Here is a 24,518-nt window from a genome sequence, read left to right as displayed (position 1 = left end):
CCCGGCTCAGCGCCCGCGGCGCGCGCCGTCCTGGATCTCGACGCGACCCTCTTCCAGGTCGATCTGGCTGCGCAGCAGGAACTCCAGCGGCACCGGTTGCGCCCACAGCATGCCGCGGATCAGCAGGCCGATGCCGTTGTGCGAATCGATCGCCGGTCCATCCATGACGAGTTCCACCTCCAGTGTGTCGGGCAGGATGCGCGGCTCGAACTGCACGATCGCCTGCCTGAGTGCCTGCTCCATGCTGACACGCTGGATGGACGAGGTGAACTGGCCAGACAGCATAGGCAATCCGTAGTTGATGACCGAACGCGCAGCCTCCGGATGACGGCCGTCGCCGTGCGTCAGGCCCAGGCCGGTGGTGTTGAGCAGCCAGTCGAGATCGCGCAGGACGGCCTGGCGCAGCGCGCTGCGCGTGAGCGTGCGCTTGTCGTCGCCCTCCTTGAGCCGGTCCGGTTCGTCGTCGATCAGGCGGTCGAACAGGGAGGGCTGGAGCTGCTCCTGCGGGGCGGGATCAGGCATCGGTGGTCGGCTCCGGGCTGGCCGGGGCATCCAGCACGATGTCCCGCAGGTCCAGCAGCGCGTGCTCGCCCTGGTCGGTCGCCAGCACGCGCTGGCCCAGCCCGTGCCAGACTCCGGGTGCGGCTTCGCGCCATTCGGTGCGGCGCGCCAGGGCCAGCGCGCCATCGGCCTCCGCCTCGCTGCCGGGGTAGCGCGCCGGGATCAGGGCCAGCGTCTCGCCTTCGGGTCGCAGGTCGAGGTGGGCCGGCATCCAGACCGCGTCGCGCAGGTCCTCGGGCGGATCGAGGCGCACACGCGCCAGACGCTCGCACGGCACCCAGTAGTAGCGCCCGTTGATGAAGGCTTCCAGCACCGGGCCGAGGCGCATGTCGGCGTCGGCGATCCAGGCAAAGGCTTCGCTGCCCTGCGTGCCTTCGAGCCGGCCGGTCAGTGCCGGGGCGGCGTCGAAGGCGCGCTGGCGCAGCGCCTCGGCCTGCGCCGGCTGGCCGCTGCCAGCCAGGCGCAACGACTCGATCAGCGGGGCCAGCCAGGCGGGTGGCTCGCCCAGCACCAGGGGCGTGCGCCGCCCCGCGAAGACCTCGGCGCGCAGGCCTTCGCAGCGAATGGCGTCGCCATAGACCTGCTTCATCGGCAGCGCCAGGGCGTCGAGTTCGGCCGCGACGTCGAGCTGCGTCAGCGCGCGCTCCCAGCGCCCCAGCACGCACAGCAACTGGGCCATGAAGACGCGCAGGCGACTGTCGCCCGGCTGGGCGCGCACCTGCTCGGTCAGGGCAGACAGCGCCTGGTCGGGTCGCGCCTCGTGCAGCCAGTCGGCCGGACTCATCGAAGAGGGGGTCATGGTGGTCAGTCTCCCGCCAGGTTCATCGTGAAAACGCGTTCGGCCCCGGCCCTGCCGCTGCCCTGCTGGGGCCGGCTGCTGACCGTGAAGTCACGCCCGGCGAAACTCAGGATCTCGCACGGGCCCAGCGCGCCCGGCGCCGTCAGCAGGGTGTGCGACGTCAGGCGGCCCTGCTCGACCACGAACTGCAGGCTGGGATCGGGCTGCGCCTCGCCACCGGCGCGGTAAGCGCTCAGCGTGATGCGCAGCGCGTCGCTGCGACCGTTGATCAGGCTGAGCAGCGATGCCGTGGCGGCGTCGCAACGCCGCAGCACGTACAGCATGCGCGGGTAGGCATTCCAGTGGTCGACGTCGCCCATGGAGTTGATGGGCGTGGCCACGCCCCACAGGTAGCCCTCGACCTCCATGCGGGTGCGGCTGTCGCTGAACTGGCGTGGCGACTCGCCCTCGATGGCGCGGCCCTGGTTCTCGATCGACAGCATGAGGTCGTACTGGCCCTTGTCGACCGCGAGCTGGACCAGGGTCCGGATCTGCTCGCTGCTCAGGTAGCCTGCATGCTCGACCAGGTTCGATTCGGGAGCTGGCATGGGTTCAATCCTCCGTTTCAGGTTTTGCTTGCTGCAAGAAGCGCCCGGGCATCACCATTGCGCCAGGACCGCGTAGGCCTGGTCGGCCGGCGCGCCGGCGGCGCGCAGCAGCACATCGCCCGCCGCGCCGGATGCCGGTGGCGCCAGGCCGAACAAGCGTGGCAGGCTGCGCGGGCGCGCCGGCGTGGCCAGCACCAGCAGCGTGCCGCCGGGCTGGGCCAGCTCGGCCGGCAGGGTGAAGCGCTTGCGCGCAGGCAGGGCTGCGTCGCCGCGCTCGAAGCGGTTGGATTCGCCCAGCGCGGCCGGAAAGATCGGCCAGACCGCGCCATCGCCAGCGACGCCCACGATCATCAGGTCGACCGACTGGCCACTGGCGTTGGCCACTTCCAGCGCACTGCCCGCGAGTGGGCGCTGCACCTCTTGCGCCAACGGCTCGGGTTGGGCGCTCGCCTCGGGCCCGCCCTGCGGCCACAGCCAGGCCTCGAAGCCCGCCAGTGGTGTCAGGGGCTGCGCCAGGTGCGCCAGCCGCCCCAGCCAGCGCTGCGTGGCCAGGCCGGCCAGCCGGCGCCGCAGCGCGTCGACGCCATCGATCGCCTGGGGCTCCTGGCCTGCCAGCCGCAGCGTGAAACGCGTCGCCGTGCCCCGCACCCGCACGTCCGCCGGGCCGCCATCAACCACGCGCAGCGACGCCGGATACTCCAGGTTGATGCCGTCCAGGGCCTGCCGCGCAGCCGCACCCTCCGCCAGCACGCGCAACGCCAGCGAAGCGGGCGGCTCGATGGGCGCAACCTGCCAGCTCGCTGCCGGCGGCGCCGCACGCCAGGCGGCGGGCAACGGCAGGCGCGTGCTGCCGGGCGCGGGCCTGGCGGCCACCGCGTCGGCAACATGCAAGCGACCCTCGGCGTCCAGCGCGGAGACGCGCAGCGCCTGGCCGGGCAGCAGACCGTCCAGCAGTCCCGCTGCCACGACCAGGTCGGCGCCATCACGGTGCGCCGGCCAGATCGGCTGGGTCGACGCGGCCGCGGCGGTGTTGCGCCACAACGGCACATCCAGCGCGCCCTCGGCCACCGGCGACGGCAGCTCGCGCGTCGGGAAACGCTGCTCGAGCTCGTCGATGATGGCTGGATAACGCGCCAGCACCTGTTCGAACAGCGCGCGCCAGGTCGCCGGGCGGCCCTGCAGTGCGTCCGCGATGGCCCAGGTCAGCAGGCCATGCATCTCGGCGACGCCCTGGCGCCGCGGCAGGCGCAGCTCGGGCGTCACCTGATGGCTTTCCGAGGCAAAGAAGGCAACATAGCGCGCCGGCGGCACCGGGGGATCATCCGAGCGCGGGACCGACGCGGCGTCCACGCCGAGGGCGGCGGCGCGCACCGGCGCCGCCAGCTCGGTGCTGGCCAGGCCACGGAACCGCACGGGATCGTCCGGCTCGACCGCAGCAGCAGCCGGCACGCCGCCGCGCGTCATCGAGGCCGCCGAGCAGGTGTCGAACACCGACCAGACGAAGCTGCCGCGCGCCAGCAGCGCCTGCACCCAGCGTCCGATCTCCTCGTCGCGCAGGGCGCCGCCCGGCGCCAGGAACATTTCGGACAGGCTGTCCGGCTCCTGGTAGGACTTGCCGGGATCGCGCAGCCGCGTGCCGTGGCCCGAGAAATACAGCAGCACGAAGTCGCCCGGCGCGACGCTCGTCACCAGCCGGCCGAGCGCCGCGCGAATCGAATCCAGCGCCGGCGCCGGCGCGCCCGCGACGCCATCGGCCAGCACTTCGATGCTGGACGGCGACCAGCCCTGGCCCAGCAAGGAATCGCGCATCAGGCGCACGTCGTTGGCGGGTGCCAGCAGCCAGTTGGCGGGCGGCTGGCCCGGCAGTTCGGACACCCCCACCAGCAGCGCGTGCCGCGCGGGCACCGCCAGCGCCGCGCCTGCGGCAAGCAGCCAGGCCAGCGCCAGCGCGCGCAGCCCGCGCCACGCCGGCCGGGCGCGCGGCGCAGTGCAGGCGCGCCAGGCTGTCATGGCCCGGTCACCTCCAGCACCAGCGGCGACGCCAGCAGCGCGCGCTGGGCAGCGGCCGGGTCCGGGGCGCGCACGATCCAGCGCCCGGCCGCGTTCGGGCCGTCCACGCTCTCGCCGCCGAAGCTGCGCACCAGCGCGGCGATCGCCGCCGGGTCGGCGCCGTCGCGCCAGCGCACGCTCAGCTCGCCGCCCGCCGCCGGGGCGGGCAGGGAACGAAATCGCACCTCGTCATCGATCGGCGTGCCCACCGGAGCCGGGGGATAGAGGCCTTGCAGGACCAGGATCAGCGCCGCCAGAGTCACCCCGGCCAGGCCGATGCGCACCGGCACACCGGCGCCGAGCCAGTCGCGCAGGCGCGCTCCCCAGCCCGGGGCCGGCGCGACCGGCGCGGCCTGTGCCGCTGCCAGCACCGGCCGGGACAACTGCGCCCCGGCGTCGCGATACAGCGCCTGGTAGGCGACACGCGGATCGTCCGGCCCCAGTGGCGTGCCTGTCAGCACCGTGAAACCCCCCGCCTCGCGCAATGCGATCGAGCCGGGGCATGGCACGATCGCGGCGACGCTGGCGCTGGCGCCACGCGCGTGTTCATCGCGCACGGCGCGCACGGCGGCCAGGCGCGCCGCGCCCAGGCGCCCGAGCAGGGGGGCCTGGCGCACCGTCACGCGCACCGGATTCCAGGCCTGCACCACCCCGGCCACCGGATCGAACGGCTCGTCCTCGGGCTCGAGCAGCACGTCGGAGACGCCCGCCCAGTCGGCCTCGGCCACCGCCAGCCAGCCGCGCCAGACTGGCGCGCCGGCGGGCCCGGCCTCCTGTTCCACCTCGTCAAGCAGCACGCCCAGCAGGTTGCCGCCGGGACCAGGCAGCGCGATCAGATCGCCCGGATGCCAGCGGCCGTCGCTCTGCAGCCCCCGCAGCGCGGTGCGCGCTGCCGCCAGGGCGCGCAGCGGCTGCGGCAGCTCGGGCGTCTGCGCGACCGCGCCGACCGCGGTCGCCAGCCGGGTGGCCGAGGCGTCCTGCGGCTCGTCGGGCGGCCGCGCGCCCAGCGCGCGGCGCACCTCGTCCAGCGGGGGCCAGAGCGCGACTGTGGACATGTTCATCTCCCGCGTTGTCATCATGTCCAAGACGCTTCAGCACCGAGGATTTGAAACACCTGGCCGATCACGGCCCAGTTCTCGGCACGGATCGGGATGCCCAGGGTGCGCTCGATCCAGTGGCCCAGGCGGGTGCGCCCGTAGTCGGCCGGCAGGGCGCCCCGGTGATGCACCAGGCCCAGGCGCCCGGCGCGGTAGTGGTAGGAGGCGATCGCATGGCGCGCCGCCACGCTGGCCAGGCCGCCGGGCCGTTCCTGGCCGAAGCCCTCGCACAGCAGCAGGCGCTCGGGCTCCGGCAGGGCGCGGATGAACTGCCGCGCTGCCAGCGCCACCTCGGCCGCGCTCAGCCCATGCTCGGCGAGCGCGGCGGCCGCGTCTTCCGGTGCCTCGTTCAGCCCGGCCGCATCGCGCGCCAGCTCGGGGTCGAGCGGCGCGCTGCGCCGAAACGCGCTGGCGCGCAGGCAGTCGATCAGGTAGCGCCGAAAGTAGGCACACAACGCATACGCGCTGGAGGGCGCGCTGTGGCCAGCGCGCGCGCGTGGCACGGCGCCCTCCGCCTCCTGGCCGGCATCCAGGCGCAGCACCTTCAGGTAGATGAACTGTGCCACCAGTTCCTGGCGCGATTCGCCCAGCGCTGCCAGTTCCGGCGGAGCGCAGCCTTCGAGCGCGCGCTGCACCAGCCGGTAGCCCAGTTCCATGTCGTCGGGCGTGAGGCGCTGGCGCCGGCACCACAGGCGCGTCAACACCACGCTGTCGTCGACGCTCAGGCTGTCCTGCATGGCGGCACGCTTCCTTCAGGCGCCCGCGCCCAGACGCGCGCCGTCGGCAGCCGCCAGCCCGCGCCACTCGCACGACGCGCCCGAATCCCTGGACCCGATCATCCGCATGCCAGCAACTCCCGCGCCCGGTCGGCACGTCGGCCCACGGTCACGGTTCGGCGTCGCCCGCCTCGACGCAACTGTCCTCGTCCGCAACCAGGCAGTCGGGCAGGTCGAGGGCAGCCCCGCCGCGCGTGCGCGGACCGGACCCGGTGGTCGCCACCGCCACGTTCATGCCGCGCGGCAACAGCACCCACATTTCGCCACGCTGCTTCATGCGGCGCGCCGAGCTGGCGGCGCTGGGACCGGCGCCAAAGAAGTAATCCGCCCGGACCGCGCCGCGGATCGCGCCACCGGTGTCCTGAGCCAGGGTCAGGCGCTGGATCGGTGCGCCGGTGGCGGGCTCCTGGGTCGAGACGAACACCGGATAGCCCAGCGGCGTGCTGCGCGGATCGACGGCGATCGAGCGCCCGGCCGTCAGCGGCACGCCGAGCGCGCCGACGACGCCGGGCACGCTGGGCGGCTGGGCGCGAAAGAACACGTAGCTCGGATCGGTGTTGCCGGTGCCCAGCGTCACGCCGGCGCGCGCCACCTGGCCCGGCACCGCCACCGGCCCGGACTTGACCGGACGCACCAGCGAGAAGCCGCGTGTCAGCGTGCCCGCGGTGACGTCGTCCTCGGCATCCTCATCGTCGTCGAGCTCCAGCTCGACGAAACCGCCGCGCACCGCGACGCCCTTGCTCTTGCCGCCCTTGCCCTTGGCCAGCATCGGCCGGAACGGGTGGCCGTTCTGTTCCGCATACGCGATCTGCAATACGCTGCCGTCGGTCATGCGGATGCGGCCCGAGCCCTGGATCTGCAGCTCGTACAGCGTATTGGCGTCGCGCACGAAGGCCAGCACGGCAGCATTCGGCGCACCGCGCGCCTCGATCTCCTGGCGTGTGTAGTAGGGCACCAGGCGCCGGCCCTCGATGCGCAGTCGGGCCCGCCGATCGAGCGCGCTGCGATCGACGCTGGCCAGGTCCAGCGCATAGAGGTCGCTGGCCTTCATGTCGCGCGTCGACAGGCCCTTCTGCACCAGCACCGAAGTGCCGTCGACGCGCGCCGCCACCGTGCCGCTGCGCTCGGGCGGCAGGGCGCGCGTGTCCAGGATCAGCATGTCGCCGGGGGTGGCGTAAACGGGGTAGATGAAGGGCGGTGCGTAGCGCCGGCTGCCCTCGATCTCGGGCTCGAAATAACCGGTCACCACGCCATTCGGCCGCCGGTCATCATCGCGGATCTGATAGACGTTGAACTCGCGCTCGTAGAAGCCGCGAATCGCCGCGGGACTGCGCGCATCCACCGCCTGCGCGCGCCCGCACAGCGCACGCCATGACGCGGCGCGCGTTCCGAGACGCTTGCAACTGGCGATGAAGGCTGGCCAGCCGGCCTCGAAATCGTCACGCCCCCAGCCCGGGAGCGCGTCGAAATTCGACTCGGTGTAGGTCGCATGGCGCGTCGAGAAGCTGCGCGCCTGACCGACCACGCTGCCGGCGCCCAGCGCGGGCCCGGCAGGCGCCGCAGCGGCCGCCGGCGCGGGGACGCTGGGTTCCGGGACCGGCGCCGCCGGCGCCGGCGCGGTGGTCGCGGTCGGCTCGGGCGGTGCCTGCCACAGCGGCGCGCAGGCCGCCACGGCCAGCCCCACGCCCAGCAGGGCAACGCACCGGCCGGCCCGCTGCAGCGACGCATCCAGGGTTTCGAATTCGAAGTTCATGACCTGCTCCTCATGACATCCAGACCAGTCGCGCGAGCGCACCTCGACATGCGGCTGCCGCGCCACGTGCGGCAGCGCATCGAGGCGCGTCGCCTCTTGCGAGACGATCGGATCGCGCATGTTTCAAAGTCGGGACGCGATTGCTGCCAGGTTTTCGATCGACGCATCACGCCCTCCGGTCCGCTTCACTTCTCGGTAATCTCGAAATGCGCGACGCCCCAGGCGTCCGCGCAGCCCGCCTGGCCCTCGGGACAGATCACGTGCCCGAGCAGCGGCGTCGGTCCGTCGCCACGGGCCTGCTCGAGCGCCGCCAGCACGGCGGTCGGGAACTGCGGAAACACGCCGCCGGCCAGCACGCCGGACTGGGTGAAGTCGCGCTCGCGCGCGCTCACCAGCACCGCGAACCGATCCACGCCGGCCGGTCCGCCGGCCTCCATCGCCCAGGAGGCGCGCGGCAGTGTCAAGGTCTGGCCGGGCGCAATCTCGTTGCGCTTGTCCAGGGCATTCGGGAACAGCAGGTACATCTCGCCCTGGCTGTCGAGCAGGAACACGTAGACGAAGCCGGCGCGATTGCTGCTGACGTCGAAGGCGAGCTGGTCCTTGCCGATCACCACCTGCGCCTTGCCCGGCCTGGCCGTGACGTCGAAACCCGGCGTGGCGCCCAGCGCCAGGGCCTGCAGCGACTCGACCGGCGTGCGCTCGCTGGCCGGCGGGGGCACGACCGGAACCGCCGGAGCAGACGGCTCGGCCACTGCAACCGGCGGCGCTGGCGGCGAGGCAGGAGCCGGGCTGGCGGGCGTCGCGGCGGTCTCGGCCGGCGGTTCGGGTGCCGGCACCTCTGGCGGCGCGCGCAGCAGCCACCACGCGCCGCCGCCCAGCAGCAACGCGACCAGCACACCGGCCCCCAGCAGGGTGCCGCGCCGCGAACCGCTGGCGGCGGGCCCCGGCGCCCCGCTGGCGGGGGATGCCGCGCGCGGCACGAGCACCGTGGCACCGGCGTCGCCCTGGTCCAGTCCGAGCAGGGCGCGGAACGCGGCCACCGACTGCGGGCGCGCCTCGGGTCGCACGGCCAGGCCGGCGTCGATCGCAGCCAGCAGCCCGGCGCTGTAACGCTGCCGCAGCGCCGCGTCCTGCGCCAGCGGGACGTAGCTGTCCGACAGGATGCGGCCGACCGAAGGCGGTGGCACGCGGCCCGTGACGGCCACGTGCAGCACCGCCGCCAGGGCGTAGACGTCGGTCCAGGCGCCCTGGCGCATGTCGGGCATCTCGGCGTACTGCTCGATCGGCGCGTAGCCGGGCTTGAGGATGACCGTGATGGCCTGGGTCTTGTCGCTGATGACGCGGCGCGCGGCGCCGAAGTCGAGCAGCACCGGGCGATCGCTGCCGTCCAGCAGCATGATGTTGTCGGGCGCGATGTCGCGGTGGTAGCACTGCGCGGCGTGCATCACGGCCAGGGCCTGTGACACGCCATCGACGATGCCGAGCAGCCAGGCCTCGTCGGCACCCCCGCTTGTGCCGGCGAGCGCCTGGCGCAGGGTGCGCCCCTGGTAGTACGGCATCACCAGGTAGGTGGTGCCGCGCTCCTCCCAGAAGCGGTAGACCTTGACCAGCGACGGGTGGTCGAACTGGGCCAGCAGGCGGGCCTCGTTGATGAACGAGCGCATGCCGAGGTCGAAGGTCTCGCGCTGGCGCTCCGACAAGGGCACGATCGAGCCGCTGGCGGAGCGCGTGGCGAGCGAGCCGGGCAGGTATTCCTTCAGGGCGACCACGCGCTCGAGCGTGTGGTCCCAGGCCTCGTAGACCACGCCGAAGCCGCCCTGGCCAATCAGGCGCGTGACCTCGAATTCCGCCACGCGCGTGCCGGCGGCCAGCACCGTCGCGCCCTCGGCGGCGACCGCGGGCGCGGCGGGAGCACCGGATGCCTGAGACGCCAGCACCCGCGTGGCGTCCTGCGGGACCCCCGTAGCGCCCACGCGGGTGGCGTCGTCCGCGCTATCGGGCATGGCATCCTCCCGGCACGTGGGCGCACGCGCCTGCCGGCCAGCGTGGTGCAGGCATCCTCATGTCCCCAGCGCTCCCGACACCGGCAGGCCGGCCAGGTCGAACAGCAGGTCGAAATGCGCGCCGCGGGGCCAGCCCTCGCACACCAACGGCGCGCCCAGGTCCCGGTCGCTGTGCCAGTGGCTGTGGCCGGGCGCCGGCAGCGGCACCGGTTCGTCTCCGGCGCGCGGCGCCTCCGCCTGGGCGAAGCGCCTTGCCAAGCCCCGCTCGAGGTCCTCGGGACCCTGGTCCTGCTCCAGTGCCTGCAGGGCGGCGTCGGCCGCGCCGCGCCACCAGCCCCGCACCGAATGACCGTGCTCCTGCACGGCCTCGCGCACGCTCTGCACGATCACCAGCGGAAAGTAGCGGCCGACGCGATCGACCGAGGGCATCAGCACGCCCAGCCAGGCCTCGGGCGTCAGCACGCCCGGCCCCACGGCAAAGCACCACAGCGGTGCATTCAGGTAGGCGCTCTGCCAGCCGGCATGGCGCGCGCGCAGCTTGCCCAGTTCGGCTTGCAGCCAGCCGTCGAGACACGCGCGCGGCGCGTCGGGCAGGCGGCGATGCGAGAAATCGCCCGCGCCGGGCAGCTTGCCCCACCAGCCCGGCAGGGCGCTCACAGGCCCCGTGGACATGCGAACTCCCGCAGCTCGCGCAGCCGCACCGGGTGCTGCACGCTGTTGGCCGTGACTTCGAGGCGGGTGCGGCGCCCGTCGATGGCAAAGGTGATGAAGAAGCGCTCGGGCGCGTCGGCCGGCTCGAGCTGGGCCTGGTCGAAGGCGCGGAACAGCGCCCACGGGCCATCCACCGTCAGGCCGGAGGCGCCACCGCCAGCCGAGGGCGGGCTGAGCTGCACGCGCACCTGGTTGCTGCCCTTGGGTCCGGGCCATTGCACCGCCATCGGCACCACCGGGCCGTGCGAGTAGCGCACCAGCTGCCCGTCCACGTCGAGGATGAACTGCGTGATGCTGGCGTCCATCTCGACCGGACGGAAATCAAAGCGGATCGAGGGCGTGCGCCCGCCGGCGCGGAAGAAGATGTCGCGGATGCGGGCGGCGCGCTCGAACTGCGCCAGGGCCGCGGTGGTGATGGCGCCCTGCTCGGCCACCGGCTTGTAGCGCCAGGGCCGCGTGCTGGTGTCGACCAGCGCCGCCAGGCGCTTCTGGAAGAACTCGTCCATCAGCCCGCCCGGGCCGAACATCTGGCCGAAGTCGTCGGGCAGCACGTCGCGGTTGCTGCGCGGGTCGAACGGGTAGCGCCCGGCAATGGCGCGCTGGCAGAACTCCGCCACCGGACGCAGGTCCTGGCTCAGGTTGTCGCGCTCCGCCACGCGCGCCTCGGCGGCGCCAGTCTGGCTCAGGTTCTCGACCATCGAGCGCACCGGCTCGGGCAGGCGCGCGGCGTCGGCGCGCAGCTTGCCGGCAACGTCGCCGGGCGGCGGCGAGCTGCGGCTCTTGAGCGCTGTGTCGACCGCGTTCAGGTAGACGTAGACTTCGTTGAACAGCTTGAGCACGTCGTCGATCGGCGCCGGCTGGCCCGCCGGTGCGTCGACCAGGCGGTGCAGCGGCTCGAAGCGGTCGTCGACGATGCTCTCGATCGGCTTGCCGGGGACCTCCGTCGCCGGCGCCGCGCCGCCGCCCAGCAGTTCCTCCAGGTTGCGCCGCGTGCCGCGCACCGCCTGTGCGGCCCGGTCCAGCGCGCCGCCCGCGCCGTCCTTCTTCGCCGGCACCAGCGTGGTCTCCTTGGCCACCGCGCGCAGCAGGCGCGCCAGCGGCGAGTCGGCGCCCGACAGCACGCGCGCGACCTCGATGCTTTTCTCGACGCCACCGCCGCGCACCAGGCGCAGGTCGGCCAGCAGGCCTTCCCAGGTCGAGACGTATTCACGCAGGTAGAGACGGCGCACGCGGTCCGTGAGTTCCGGCAGCGCCAGCGCATCGCGCGCGCGGCTGGCGCCGCCCGCATCCAGCCCCAGCACCCAGGGTTCCTCGGCCGCGAGCTGCGGCGTCACCTGGGCCACCGCCTGCTGGAAGCGCTGGTGGTAGCCATCGTAGGTGAACAGGCCGGGCACGCCATCCGCCAGCGGCTTGCCGCTGGCGCGCTCGAACACCAGCGGCGCCGATGGACCGGCTGCCGCGGCCACGCTGAAATCGGGGACGCCCCGCGCCAGGCGCTGGCGCTTGAGCCGGCTGAAGATGCGCTGTTCGAGCGGATAGCTGGCCAGCATGGCGCGCACGTTGCGCACCAGCGCCTCGTCCATCTGCAGCGGCGTGCGCGGCGGTCCCTGGTCCACCAGCGCATTGAGCTGCTGCTCGAGCTGGCGCACCTGCGTCTCGGGAATGCCGCGATCCAGCGAACGCGACCAGTCCAGCAGCACCCAGGCCTTGAGCGCTTCGGCGTCGAAATGCTCCGGCTGGTGCAGCATCAGGTAGGCCTTGAGCGCCTCGTAGGTGAATTCGAGATCCTCCTTGCCGGCGCCGCGCAACTGCGCCTCGATGCGGCGCGTGACCAGCGGCAGCAGCACGTCGTCGAGCGCGTGGCGGTGCGCCAGCGCCGCGGCGGCGTCGATCTTGTCGCCCTGGTAGAAGCCGGCGGTCATGGCCAGTGGCGGGTCGCCCTCCCCGTTCTCCGGCACGCGCCACACGTCCCGCAGCGCCGCGAGCACGGGCGCCAGCGCGGTGATGCCGTGGCGCGGGTCCTGGACCTGGCTGGGCAGCTGCGCAAGCTGCTCCTGCATCGGCGCCACCCGCGCGTCGACCGCCGCCAGGTAGCGCGTGTTGCGCCAGGCACTGAAGCCGCCCAGCGCCAGCAGGCCGACCGCGAGCAGGCCCAGCAGGGTCAGCGCCGCCGCGCGCGACACGTGGCGCCGTCGCTCGGCCTTCATGTCGGCGCCGGCCAGCAGCTGCTCGGGAAACACCACCTCCTTCAGCAGGGTGGTCAGGAAGTAGCTGCGCGCGCTGCCGGACTGTGCCGGCAAGGCCGCGCGCGGCAGCGCAAAGCTGCGCGCCAGCGCGCCCATGACGCGGTCGATCGGACTGCCTTCCTGGGTGCCGCTGGTGAAGTAGACGCCGCGCACCAGCGGCGCATGCGTATAACGCGAGCCCACGAACACCTGGTTGAGCAGGTCCTCCAGCGCCGGTCCCATCGCCGCGAACTGCGCCGGGAAGGCAAAGATGTCGGCGCGGCGCGCGCTGTCGCCCTCCTGCTGCAGGCGGTCGACCAGGCCGTCCGCCAGGCGCTGGGCCAGCAGGCCGAACTCGCGCCCGAAGAACGGCCCGACGCCCTTCTCGGCCAGCTCGCCGCCTTCCTGTTGTGCCAGCGTGAAGCCCAGCACCTGGGCGCGCTGCGCCTTGCCCAGGTCATCGAAGTAGGCCGTGAAGCCGTGCAGCAGGTCGGCCTTGGTGACCAGCACGTAGACCGGCAGGCGCGTGGCCAGGCGTGCGTCCAGCTCCTGCAGCCGCGCGCGCAGCGCCGCCGCGTGCGTGCCGCGCTCGGCCGGCCCCTGCTGCAGCAGGTCGGCGGCGCTGACGGTAAGCACCACGCCGTTGAGGGGCCGGCGCGGGCGCGTCTTCTTGAGCAGGTCGAGAAACGCGTCCCAGGCCTGCCTGTCGCCCGCCTGGTCGCTGTCCTGGGTGGTGTAGCGCCCGGCGGTGTCGATCAGCACCGCCTCGTCGGTGAACCACCAGTCGCAGTTGCGCGTGCCGCCGACCCCGCGGATCGCGCCCGGCCCGTATTTTTCGGCCAGCGGAAAGCTCAGTCCCGAGTTGACCAGGGCCGTCGTCTTGCCCGATCCGGGCGCGCCGATGAAGACGTACCAGGGCAGTTCGTAGAGGTAGCTGCCGCCCGATACCGACAGCCAGTCGCGCCACCCGGGCTTGCCGCCGGCGCGGTGCAGGCGCATCTGGCGCAGCGTGCGGATGGCCTCGCCAAAGCGCTGGTCCAGCACCTGCGACTCGCCCGGCGCGGCGTCCTGCAGCGGCGCCGCCGCCGGCCGCGCGAGCTGGTCGGTGAGCTGACGGCTGGCCCGCCGCGCGCGCCAGCGGCGCCAGCCGTACGGCAGCAGCACCAGCAGCGCGATCACGCCGATCAGCAGCGCGCGCGCCGCGGGACTGGCCAGGGGCGTCGCAGTGCCGACCTGCACCACCGGGCCGATCCACCAGATCAGCACGGCCAGTGTCAGCAGTGCCAGCAGCATCAGCACGATCGGCGTCAGCAGGGCCCGCAGCGCGAACGTCAGCGGCGACAGCAGGGTGCGCAGCAGCGAGCCCATCAGCGTGCTCCCGTCTCGGCGGCGGGCGTCGCGCCCGCGCCGGTGAACAGCACGATGTCGACGCGGCGGTTTTGCGCGCGCCCATCGGCTGTGTCGTTGCTGGCCACCGGCTCGGCATCGGCACGGCCCTCGGCGCGCAGGCGTTCGGGCGCCACCGGCGGACTCAGCGCGGCGCGCACGCCCTCGGCGCGCGCCGCCGACAGCTGCCAGTTGGACGGAAAGCGCAGCGAGCGGATCGGCACGTTGTCCGAATGCCCGGTGATCAGCACCGCGCCCTGCACCTCGGACAAGGCCTGCGCGATGCGCGCGAGCACCGGCAGCGCGCGCGCCATCGGCTCGGCGCTGCCCGAAGCAAAGAAGCTGTCGCCGCGCAGCCGCACCGTGCTGCGGTCGGCCTCGTCGGTGACCGTCACCAGGCCTTGCTTGATCTCCGGCTCCAGGAAGCGCGCCAGCCGCGGCGGGGCTGGCATCGCCGCCGGCGGCGGCGTCGGCACCCCCGGCGCGCGCAGCGCCGCCACCGCGGCGTAGGTCGTATCCGAACGCTGGCCCAGCGCCACGCGCGCGCCGAACCAGGCCAGCCCCAGCAGCAGCAGCAGTGCGGTGCCGATCACCCAAAGCGGCACCGCGTGTTGCAGCGCCCGGCCCGTGGCGCCGGCCCCGCGCCAATGCGGCGACAACTCGGCCTCCAGCGGGCCGCGCTGCTTGCGGATCAGCTCGGCCAGGCGCTGGCGCACCGCCTCGAGCTGGGCGCGGCCGTTGTCGAGCACGCGGTAGCGTCCCTCGAAGCCGAGCGCCAGCACGCAGTAGATCAGCTCGAGCAACTGGCGGTGCGTGGGCACGTCCTGCGCCAGCCGGGCCAGCAACTGGAAGACCTTCTCGCCGCCCCAGGTCTCGTTGTGGAACTGCACCAGCAGGCTCTGCTTGTTCCAGCCCGACTGCACGCCCCAGGGCGTGTTGGCCACGGCCTCGTCGAGCGCCGTGCACAGCACGTAGCGCGCGCCCAGCACGCTTTCGGGCGGCTGGCTGGCGGCGCGCGCATCGGCGTCGAAGCGGCGCACGGCCTCGCCCGCCGCGGCGCGCAACGCCGCAGCGTCGGTCGGCTGCACCGTGCTGCGCAGCCGGGCCATCAGCAGCAACAGGGGCGTCGCGGCCGCCACCAGGGGATTGAGCGCCGCCAGATGACTCAGGTCGGCCGGCGGCGGCGCAGCGTCGGCGCCATCGGGCGGCGCGGCCGCTGGCCGGGCCGCTGCGCGCGGCTGCGGCTTGACGATGGTGCGTTCCGACTCGAAGGCCGCAAACGGGTCGGGCGGATTGCTCATGGCCGCATCTCAGTTATCCATGGACCGTGGCACTGGGCGCAACGCATCGAACGCCACGGCTCCAATGGCCGCGGAGCCGGCCACGCGCGGGCACCCGTGGCCGGGGTCTCCCTGGCCACTGGACGCGTCCCCCTTGGGGGAAGGAGCGAAGCGACATGGCGGGTATCCCATCTCATCCCCGGATGGCCCAGAAGGCCAGCTCCAGCCCCGGAAAATCGCCGGCGATGTGCATCGCCATGCCGCCCGACTGCTCGAGCTGGCGCCACAGGTCGCTGCTGCGGGTTTCCAGCTCGAAGTAGCTGGCGCCGCTGTGAAAGGGAATCTGCCGCGGCGCCACCGGCAGCGGCGTGAGCGCCACGCCGGGCAGCTGCAGGTTCACCAGGTCGCGGATGCGCTCGACCGGGCCGATCTTGACCTGGGTGGGGAAGCGCGCGCGCAGCACCTCGCCCGCCATCTGCGACTGCACCGCCAGCACGAAGGTGGCGTGGCGCTGCAGCTCGACATCGGGAATCAGCGCCACGCGCACGCCGTGCTTGCGGTCGTGCAGCTCGATCCGAATCGCGGACTGCTCCAGCACCATGGACAGGCTGCGCCGCAAATCGTCCATCAGCGGTCGAAAACAGGCCTGAAGGTCGTCGTGCACGTAGAGCGGCAGACGCGCCGCGCGCCGTCCGTCGCGAAACGTCGCCAGGTCGCCGGCCAGCGCCAGCGCGCATTCGAAGAAATGCGCCGGGTGCAACGCCGGGCTGGCCGCGAGGTGGGCGAACACCGGCTCGTGGCGATTCACGGTCTGCAGCAGCAGGAAATCGGCGATCTCGGCGACGCCGCCCGTGCCACCCTGGCTCAATCGGCCCGCCAGCGCCTCGCCGCGCTGGCGCAGCAGGCCGACCAGCTCGTCCAGCCAGCCGCGCAGCCCCGCATGCGCCCCGCTGTCGAGCATCGGCGGCACGTGGTCGCGCGCCAGCACGAGCTGGTTGTCGGCGCGCCGCTCGGTCACGCGCGCCACGCCCAGCGTGATCCAGGCATCGTCCGCCTCGCGCGCCAGCATCAGGCGTGCATGCAACTGGCCCAGCTGCAGCAGCGCCGTGCGCTCGCCGGCGGTGTTGGAGTCGGGCACTTCCTCCTCGACCACGCGATGGCGCACCAGCGGCTCGAACTCCTCGACATCCGCCTCGCGCGCGCCAGGACGGCGCAGCGGCAGCGCCAGCACGACCAGGGCATCGCGTTCGTTCGCCGGCAGTTCCAGCGGCTCGGGCAGCGGATCGACGCCCGGCATGTCGAAGCCGGTGCCATCGCCAAACAGCCCGGACGCGCGCACCAACGCCAGCTTGCCCAGCGCCAGCGCCGCCATGTCGAGCTCCAGTTCGGCGAAACCCCAGGCCCAGGCGTGGGTGGCGCGCAGGCTCAGGTGGCGTGCGTGATCCAGGCTGCGCTCGCTCTGTTGCAGATGCTGCGGCTGCAGCAACATGCCTTCGCTCCACACCACTTTGGATCGCCAGCTCAACTTGTGCTCCCGAAATCTGAACTCCGGCACCGCACGGGCACGCCGCAGCGCCCTTTAACCGGAAGTTACAGTGTCCGGGTGATGGCCCTCAAGGCCAATCCGCCGAATGGCCTAGACGTTCGGCTGGTGGCCGCACGCATCGGGCCACGCATGACGCGTGACCCATGACGTCGCCGCGGGCGCGGCGTCGATGACGCATGACCCGGCCTGGCGACTGGCCTGTCATGCTGGAGCCAGTCGGGGCCATGCGCCATGGCCCTGAGCGCGAGGCAGTCCCGGTTTTCGCGGTGCACCGCAACAGCCACGACGTCCGGACGGCACGGCTCAAGCGGCCGCGGAGCCGGCCACGGGCGCATCTCCCCTCAGGAGGAAGACGCCGCAGGCAGCACGGCGAGTGCTTCAGGTCATTTCCGCATCGTGCTTCGCGCCACCCGCAACGCCGGTAACGACGCGGCTCCGATGGCCGCGGAGCAGGCCAGTCGAGGCGGCCGTGGCCGGGGTTTCCCTGGCCACTGGCTGCGTCCCCCTTCAAGGAGGAAGACGCCACAGGCAGCACGGCGAGTGCTTCAGGTCATTTCCGCATCGTGCTTCGCGCCACCCGCAACGCCGGTAACGACGCGGCTCCGATGGCCGCGGAGCAGGCCAGTCGAGGCGGCCGTGGCCGGGGTTTCCCTGGCCACTGGCTGCGTCCCCCTTCAAGGAGGAAGACGCCACAGGCAGCACGGCGAGTGCTTCAGGTCATTTCCGCATCGTGCTTCGCGCCACCCGCAACGCCGGTAACGACGCGGCTCCGATGGCCGCGGAGCAGGCCAGTCGAGGCGGCCGTGGCCGGGGTTTCCCTGGCCACTGGCTGCTTCCCCCTTCAAGGGGGAAGACGCCGCAGGCGGCACAGGGGTACCCTATTCCGCCGTCAGCAACTTCACCTGGGCTGCGTATTCGGCCTCGATGCGATCGAGCCGCGCTTGGCGTGCCGCCTCGTTGATCCATTGCGCCTCCAGTGCCTGCTGGCGGGCGTGGCGGTAGGCGATGCGCGCCGCGCCGAGCAGCGAGCGGTTGTCCGCCGCCAGGAAGCCGGCGAGATCGTGCAGGGCCTTGAGCACCCGGCGCTGCCGGTCGGCCAGTTCGGACTCGCCCCGACCGTAGCCGGCGAGGAAATCCTGCACCGCCATGCGCAGCCGGGCGTCGAAGCTGCTGCGCACCACGATCTGGCCGTGCGGAATCAGCTCGGACGCCCAGAGCACGTGCAGCCGTGCCGCCTCGACCGGAAACTGCAGCGTGAAGCGCTCGAAATCCGCGGTATTGCTGGTGGCCAGGTCGGCTTCGCCGTTGGCCACTGCCAGCGCGATGCGCTGATGCGTGCCGACGATCTCGCTCGCAAAGCGCGTCTCCATGGCGATCTGGTGTGGCGCGAAGAACTCGAGCTGGGGCACGATGAAGCCCGACAGCGACTGCTTCTCGCCACGCGCCAGGCGCCAGGAGTCCGGGTCCGCCATCAGTTCGTCCAGCGTACTGCGCGGCCCCTGCGCACGCGCCAGCAGGATCGCTCGGTAGCCCGGCAGGCCGTCGTGGCGCGTCACCTGCGCCACCACCCGCATGCCGCGCCGCGTCACGGCCTCGAGCGCCATGCGGCCCGACAGGAAGGCCATGTCGACCTCGTCGCGCGCAATCGCCCCGGCCAGTGCCTCATAGCTGTTGGCCGACAGCATGGTCACGGGGTGCTTGAGGCTGCGCTCCAGGTCCGCCAGCAACGGCGCCCAGTCGTTGCGCGAGTCCAGGGTGCCACCGATCGGCAGGACGCCGAAGCGCAGGGCCCGGCCGATCGCCGGCGGCGCCTCTCCGAGTCCCGATGACGCGTCCTGCGCCGGCGCCAGCCGCGGCCAGGCCAGCGCCAGCAGCACGGTGCTCAGCAGCCAATCACGTCTTGATCCGGACACTGGCATCTCCCTGTTCCAATCGGCCGTCACCGCCCTCTTCTCCTTGCCCAGGATGCCTGTTATTCTCGTCCAGCAAGAAAATAGAGCAAGTTCGCACGTCCGGGCAATTGGGTTCATGCGACGACATGCCGGCACCACACGCCGTCAACGCCGCGAAAGCCTGAACCCAAATCCGGCCGTCGGATGCACTTGCCAGTGTCGCCGTCGGCGTGTCAGGCAAGAGTGAGTGCCCCGGCGCCAAGGGCGCTTGCGCGCCTTTGGATGGCACGGACGGGCCCAGCCTCTGGCTGGGCCACGCAGTTGTGTGCGCGACAACGGGCAACGCCGCAGGGCGCGTCGAGGGTCGGGCCAGCGGGCGCATGGCGCGCTCACCCACCCGGTGAACCCGACAGAAGACGCCAAACCCGATGTCTGCGTTGGTTTCGAGACATTCTCAAGCGGTCAATTGCCGGATTTAGGATCAAGCACCAACCGTTCATCGAATCTGCGCCATGCACGTTCCCGCCCGCAGGTCGCCCTCCTGGCCCCGGCTGTCGCTGCCCCAGCAGCTCCTGCTGTTGGCCGTGCTGCCGGCGATCCTGGCGACGACCGCCGTGCTGGTGGTGACCACGCTGCAATACCTGCGCGGCCTCGAGGCACTGATCCAGGCCAACGCCCAGACCCTGGCCTACCAGCTCGCCGCGTCCGCCGAAGCGCCCCTGGAGACGCTTGACCGGCGCGCCCTGCTGCGGATCGCGCGCACGGGAGCGGCCCAGCCCAACACGCAGGGCGTGCGCATCTGGTCGGCCGAAGGCGAGCTGATGGCGCACGCCGAATCGGGTGGGGCGCCCGCACCGCAGGGCCTCGAAGTGGCGGCACCGATCGCCGACGCCCGCGGCGTGGCAACCGGCCAGGTGGTGGTCAGCATCGACCTGGCGGCGCTGCGCCAGGCCGAGCGCACGGGCTGGCGCTACTTCGCCCTGGCACTGGGCATCTGCGTGCTGGCGGTGCTGGTCGGCGGTGCCTGGGCGGCGCGCCGCATCAGTGCCCCGGTGCGGCGCCTGGACCGCGCCATGGCCCAGCTCGGGGCGGGTGAACCGGCCCAGGTCGCAGAAACCGGCCCGGCGGAAATCCGCCGCCTGCAGCAGGGCTTCAACCGCGCGGCACAGGCACTGGCCGGGCACCGGCTGGAGATGGAGGCGCGCATCCGCGAGGCGACCGAGGAGCTGGCGCGCAAGAACGAGCAGATCGAGCGCGCCAGCCAGGCCCGCATGCGCCTGCTGGCCGCGGCCAGCCACGACCTGCGCCAGCCACTGCACGCGCTGACCCTGTTTTCCGATGGCCTGGCGCGGGGCGAGACCGATCCCGTGCGGCTGCAGCGCATCCACCACGTGCAGGAATGCGTGGCCTCGCTCGACCACCTGTTCGCCGAACTGATGAACCTGACCCAGCTCGACGCCGGCACGCTGCGCCCGCGCTGGACCCGCTTCGCGCTGGACCGCGTGTTCGAGGACGTCAGTCGCACCTTCCGGCCGCTGGCCGAGGAGCGCGGCTTGCGCCTGGTGGTGCGCCCCACCCCGGTCTGGGTGCATTCGGATTTCACGATGCTTTCGCGCATCCTCGCGAACCTGGTCGCGAACGCCCTGCACCATACCGCCGAAGGCGGCGTACTGGTCGCCGCGCGGCGCCGCCGCAACGGGGTGCAGATCGACATCGTCGACACCGGCGTCGGCATTGCGCCCGAGCACCAGCCCCATGTGTTCGAGGAGTTCTACCAGATCGACAACCAGCCGCGCCAGGGCAGGACGCAGCGCCATGGCCTGGGCCTCGGCCTGGCCACGGTGCAGCGGCTGGCGCAACTGCTGCGCATCCCGATCTCCCTGCAGTCGGTGGTTGGTCGCGGCACCTGCATGCGGCTGCGCCTGGCCACGGTGGCGCCGCATGCACCCCACCCCACCGCGCCGCCCCATGGGGGCGTCGACGCCCTGCGCGACCTGCGCGTGCTCGCCATCGACGACGAGCCGATCATCCTGCAAGGCCTTCACGAAGCGCTGTCGCACTGGGGTTGCACCGTGCTGACGGCGCACTCGCGCAGCGAGGCGCTGCAGCGACTGGACCAGTTCGATGCGCCGCCGCAGGTCGTCATCTGCGACCTGCTGCTGCCGGGCGGCGACAACGGCATTGCACTGATGCAGGCGCTGGCCGAGCACCCGAACGGCATCCGCCCCGACACCGTGCGCCTGCTCGTGACCGGCGAAACCAAGCCCGAGCGCCTGCGCGCCGCGCGCGCCAGCGGCGCCACCATCCTGTGCAAGCCCGTGGCCCCGGCCGTGCTGCAACAGCACATCAGCGAACTGCTGGCCGCTCGGGGGAACGCCGCAGCCACTGCCACCGCGTGAGCGCCGTCGATCACGCGAACCCGCGTTCACACGGCGCATGACTTCGCCACGCTTCAACCTGGAAGCGGCATCAGAAATCGCTGCAGGCGTTGCGTCGCGAGGAGTCGATGCAGCTGGTCAGGCGCGGACGCACGCGCACGCGGGACCACTCACGCGCCAGCACGTCGCCTTCCACGTCCGCGCGATCTCCATCCAGCGGCGCGCTCGCCAGGCAGATCGGCGCGCCACCCAGGTTGCCGTCGTAGGTCGGGGTATCGCCTGGCAGGTCCAGGCCGGGAGTATCCCCGGGCAAGCCACCACCCACGACCTTCAGCGTCCCCGGCACCACCTCGAGCTGGTAGCCGGCGTCCGACGTGTAGTCGCCATTGATCTCATAGGAACCGATCGGACTGGCTGCGGTCGCATCGGTGCTCGGACTGCCGTGAATCGCGGCGGCGCTGTCGCCTGGACGCAAGCCGCTCACGGTCATGCCGAAGGGTGGGTTGGGCAGACCGACCGGACGCGTCACGTCGTTGATCGTCACGGTCGCCGTGGGACGCTGCGTGTAGATGAAGTGATTGTCGGTGGTGGATACGCTGACGCCGCAACTGCCCTCATAGGTGCAACCGTACAGGTTCGGCAGCGGCCCCGATCCGGCCATGCCGCCGCGCGTCTCGCCCTCCCAGGTATCGGCCCAGACGCGCCAGGGCGCTCCGCTGATGCTGCCGGCACCCGGATTCTGGAAGCGAGCCGCGGCCACCAGGTCGGTGCCCGCACTGCTGCTGGCCGGCATGGCCAGGGTCAGGTCGTCCGACAGCGTCTGCACCCGCACCAAACCACCCTGCAGCGAAGACACCTGGATCGGCTGCGGCGCATTCACCGCGGACGAGGCACCCATGAGGCTGAGCGGCCGCACACTCAGCGCATTCGCGTCCACATAGGCGAAATCTCCCGCAGCCGAGCCCGCCAGCGCGCCGGCGTCATTTTCGACATACTGCAGATCGACGTCGCCGCCGCGCGAACGCGCCAGCAACTCGTCCGCCTCGATATGCGCCCCGGCGTGCTGCCGGATGCTGCCGCCGCTGTCCAGTGCCAGCCGCGGCGCCTGCACGGGCGCATCGAGCTGGATGCCGCCACCGGCTCCGTTCTGCAGGGTCAGCGCATAGGGCACCGCAATGGCGCCGTCGACCGTGATCGGCCCGGCGTGCACGTCACTGCCGACGACCACTGCCGTGCCGGCCGACAGGCGCGCGAGTTCGTCGGGCGACAGGGCAAAGCCCGTGCCGCTGGCCGCGCCCAGTTCGATCGCGTCTCCCGGGCGATCGGTCCAGGCCGACCCATCAAAACCCCCGGGACGCAGGTTCAGCATGCCGCCGGCCTGCACAGAGCCGCTCGTGCCGACGACCAGCGCATCCGCATTGCCGTCGTTGAACGCGCGCAAGCTGGCATCCCCGCCCGTCGCGACGCGCCCATCAATCTGGAGCCCGGTGGAACCGCCATTGCTCGATGCGGCCGAGCCGACCACGTCGACCGAGCCGCTCTGCGACTCGATCCAGCTGTCGCTGTCGAGGAGCACGCCCGCCTCGGGTGCCACCGCAAGGCCATCCTGCACGTGGCCATGCACGGCCACGCTGCCGGCCTGCGTTTCGATGCTCGACCCGCGCAATGCCACGCCGTTGCCGGGGTCGAGTTGCGAGTTGTTCCCCACCCCCGTGACCGAAACCGCGCCCGTGCCACCGGCCGTCACCGTGCTGTTGCTCAGCTGCACCCCGCCCCCGGTACTGCTGAAGCCGGCCAGGGCGATCGAGCCGCTGGCGCTCTCCAGCACGGTGTCGCCCAGGTCGATCGCCCAGCCTCCCGCGCCATCCGTCCAGTTGGCCTTCATGCCGATGTCGCCGCCATTGGAGCGGGCCGTGAGGCCTTGCAGCGCGATCCGGCCGCCGCCGGTTGCCGGATCGGCGGCATGGTTGTGCGCGTCGGCGTTCAGGTGGACGTTCAACGGGCCGGCACCGGCGCTGGACTCGATGGTGATGCCGGCGCCCGGGGAGCCCGTCAAAGCCGATGCCGAGGTGATGCTGCGGTCGGCGTTGATGGTGAAGCCCACCGGCGCACCCGCCGCCGTGCGCTGGATCAGGATCGGTGCATTGACGTCGTTGAAAACGACATCGCCCCCGGTCGACGTCCCGCCCGCGGGAGTCACCACCGTCACGTTGGTGCCGGTATCGAGCGCAGCGCTGATGGTAGAGTCGTACAGGGTATTCGTCGCGCCGGCGGCGGGCCCGGGGGTGATGGTCAGGTCCTGCGGATCCAGCAGCCAGGTTCCGGCCTGCCCGCCGGGGGCGGTGGCCGAGGCATCGACCGCAAAGCCCGAGCCGATGGAAAAGGAGCCGCCGCTGGTCTCGATGGCGCCCCCATCGGCTGCGCCGCCGCTGCCGCCGCGCGCCGTCAACCTCCCGTCCAGGACCAGCGCGCCCGCGGCGTTGACCTGGATGCGGCCGCCCGAAGCCGAACCCACACCGTCGGCATCGAGCGTGCCCCCGAGGTACACGTCCGCGACCGGCTCGGTCTGGTTGTCCGCGCTGGCCTCCAGCGTGATCTCGCCGCCCCGGTTCGCCAGACGCCGGGCCTGGATCACCCCTTGCTGGTTGATCACCGCGCCGTACAGCGAGTCGGCCTTCAACAGCACGCGGCCGCCGTCGGCCTCGATCCGCCCACCCGCTTCATTGAAGATGCCCGCCGCGTCCGAGGACGAGGGCAGGTCGATGCGCAGCGTCGTCAGGCCGTCGCCGACCGGATCCAGCGTGATGCGGTCGCCGACGCCCAGCGCCACGGTGCCGCCGGGCGCCGAGATCAGGCCGCCGTTGGTCACCTGCTCGCCCAGCAGCGCCACCAGGCCGCCATTGCCCTGGGTGCGAATCTCCGCACCGGGATCGACCCAGACCCCGGAGGCTCCGCCCTCGCTCACCGCGAACTCGAGCGCCCCGCCTCTCATGAAGCGGTCGTTGCGCTCCGCCACCGTCGTGCCCGTCAGATCCAGCGTCGAGGCCACGATGCCGCCCACGTTGACCCGCGCGCCTGCGCCGAACAGCACGCCCCAGGGATTGATCAGGTAGACGTGGCCATTGGCGTTGAGCGCGCCGTCGATCTGCGAGGTCGTGTCGGTGATCACCCGGTTGAGCAGCACGCTGTTCGCGTTCGGCTGCACCACGTTGACCGTGCCGCCGGCACCGATCGAGAAATCGTTCCAGTGCGCGATGCCACGCTGCTGGGACTGCGTGATCGTCATGGTCGATCCGCTGGTGCTGGCCGACACGCCGCCGCTCGGTGTGGCGAAACCGCTGGGCAGTACCTGCGCCAGCGCCGGCACCAGGCCGGCGCCCAGCATGACGGCGGTCAGCCAGCTCAGGCGCGGCAGGGCGCGCCGGCCCCTGCGGGACGGATCATGGGTTTTCATGGCTCGGCTCCATCACGGCGG

Annotated in this window: 15 protein-coding genes; 1 reads left to right on the top strand and 14 read right to left on the bottom strand. The window is 72.3% G+C overall.

The window, feature by feature from the left end:
- Positions 1-6 precede the first annotated feature (6 nt).
- The 13 genes from tssE to phnD all read right to left on the bottom strand — a co-directional run bounded on the left by tssE (position 7) and on the right by phnD (position 18,692).
- The gene (gene tssE, locus PKA16_RS01945) at positions 7-522 is read right to left on the bottom strand and encodes a type VI secretion system baseplate subunit TssE (protein WP_324399859.1); all 516 of its coding nucleotides are present in this window, start codon (positions 520-522) and stop codon (positions 7-9) included.
- Positions 515-1,360 carry a type VI secretion system accessory protein TagJ gene (locus PKA16_RS01940; protein ID WP_324399857.1) on the bottom strand — a complete coding sequence of 282 codons (846 nt, stop codon included), beginning with the start codon at positions 1,358-1,360 and terminating at the stop codon, positions 515-517. Before PKA16_RS01940 ends, tssE begins: the two co-directional genes overlap by 8 nt.
- Positions 1,361-1,365: 5 nt before the next feature.
- Positions 1,366-1,947: a hypothetical protein gene (locus PKA16_RS01935; protein WP_324399855.1), complete on the bottom strand. Its 582-nt coding sequence runs from the start codon at positions 1,945-1,947 to the stop codon at positions 1,366-1,368.
- Between the two features lie 51 nt (positions 1,948-1,998).
- Positions 1,999-3,957, bottom strand: coding sequence for a caspase family protein (locus PKA16_RS01930; RefSeq protein ID WP_324399853.1), 1,959 nt, complete (start codon positions 3,955-3,957; stop codon positions 1,999-2,001).
- Positions 3,954-5,057, bottom strand: a complete 1,104-nt coding sequence (locus PKA16_RS01925) for a hypothetical protein (protein ID WP_324399851.1) — start codon at positions 5,055-5,057, stop codon at positions 3,954-3,956. The genes PKA16_RS01930 and PKA16_RS01925 overlap by 4 nt, the downstream gene beginning before the upstream one ends.
- Positions 5,058-5,071: 14 nt before the next feature.
- Positions 5,072-5,830, bottom strand: coding sequence for a hypothetical protein (locus tag PKA16_RS01920; protein WP_324399849.1), 759 nt, complete (start codon positions 5,828-5,830; stop codon positions 5,072-5,074).
- A 148-nt stretch (positions 5,831-5,978) separates the two neighbouring features.
- Positions 5,979-7,742, bottom strand: coding sequence for an MltA domain-containing protein (locus tag PKA16_RS01915; RefSeq protein ID WP_324399847.1), 1,764 nt, complete (start codon positions 7,740-7,742; stop codon positions 5,979-5,981).
- Between the two features lie 65 nt (positions 7,743-7,807).
- A complete protein-coding gene (locus PKA16_RS01910; RefSeq protein ID WP_324399845.1) occupies positions 7,808-9,625 on the bottom strand; it encodes a protein kinase in 1,818 nt (605 codons plus the stop codon).
- 57 nt (positions 9,626-9,682) lie between these two features.
- Positions 9,683-10,297 (bottom strand): type VI secretion system-associated protein TagF, encoded by a 615-nt coding sequence (gene tagF, locus PKA16_RS01905; RefSeq protein WP_324399843.1) that lies wholly within the window; start codon positions 10,295-10,297, stop codon positions 9,683-9,685.
- A complete protein-coding gene (gene tssM / locus PKA16_RS01900) occupies positions 10,279-13,929 on the bottom strand; it encodes a type VI secretion system membrane subunit TssM (protein ID WP_324399841.1) in 3,651 nt (1,216 codons plus the stop codon). The genes tagF and tssM overlap by 19 nt, the downstream gene beginning before the upstream one ends.
- Entirely contained in the window at positions 13,929-15,248 is a 1,320-nt protein-coding gene (locus tag PKA16_RS01895; RefSeq protein WP_324399839.1) for a DotU family type VI secretion system protein, read from the bottom strand. The genes tssM and PKA16_RS01895 overlap by 1 nt, the downstream gene beginning before the upstream one ends.
- 172 nt (positions 15,249-15,420) lie before the next feature.
- Positions 15,421-16,752, bottom strand: coding sequence for a type VI secretion system baseplate subunit TssK (gene tssK, locus PKA16_RS01890; protein ID WP_324399837.1), 1,332 nt, complete (start codon positions 16,750-16,752; stop codon positions 15,421-15,423).
- An 899-nt stretch (positions 16,753-17,651) separates the two neighbouring features.
- Complete coding sequence (gene phnD / locus PKA16_RS01885) at positions 17,652-18,692, bottom strand: phosphate/phosphite/phosphonate ABC transporter substrate-binding protein (RefSeq protein WP_324399835.1); 1,041 nt, start codon at positions 18,690-18,692, stop codon at positions 17,652-17,654.
- A 485-nt stretch (positions 18,693-19,177) separates the two neighbouring features.
- Between phnD and PKA16_RS01880 the strand changes: the two genes are divergently transcribed.
- Positions 19,178-21,064, top strand: coding sequence for a hybrid sensor histidine kinase/response regulator (locus PKA16_RS01880; RefSeq protein WP_324399833.1), 1,887 nt, complete (start codon positions 19,178-19,180; stop codon positions 21,062-21,064).
- Between the two features lie 70 nt (positions 21,065-21,134).
- Here PKA16_RS01880 and PKA16_RS01875 read toward each other — a convergent pair whose 3' ends face one another.
- A complete protein-coding gene (locus PKA16_RS01875) occupies positions 21,135-24,497 on the bottom strand; it encodes a filamentous hemagglutinin N-terminal domain-containing protein (RefSeq protein ID WP_324399831.1) in 3,363 nt (1,120 codons plus the stop codon).
- Positions 24,498-24,518 lie beyond the last annotated feature (21 nt).

The sequence above is a fragment of the Ottowia sp. genome (genome assembly GCF_035325765.1).
Taxonomy (GTDB): domain Bacteria; phylum Pseudomonadota; class Gammaproteobacteria; order Burkholderiales; family Burkholderiaceae_C; genus Ottowia.
Note: the sequence above shows the minus strand (reverse complement) of the source record. Positions and strands in the feature narration are given on the sequence as shown.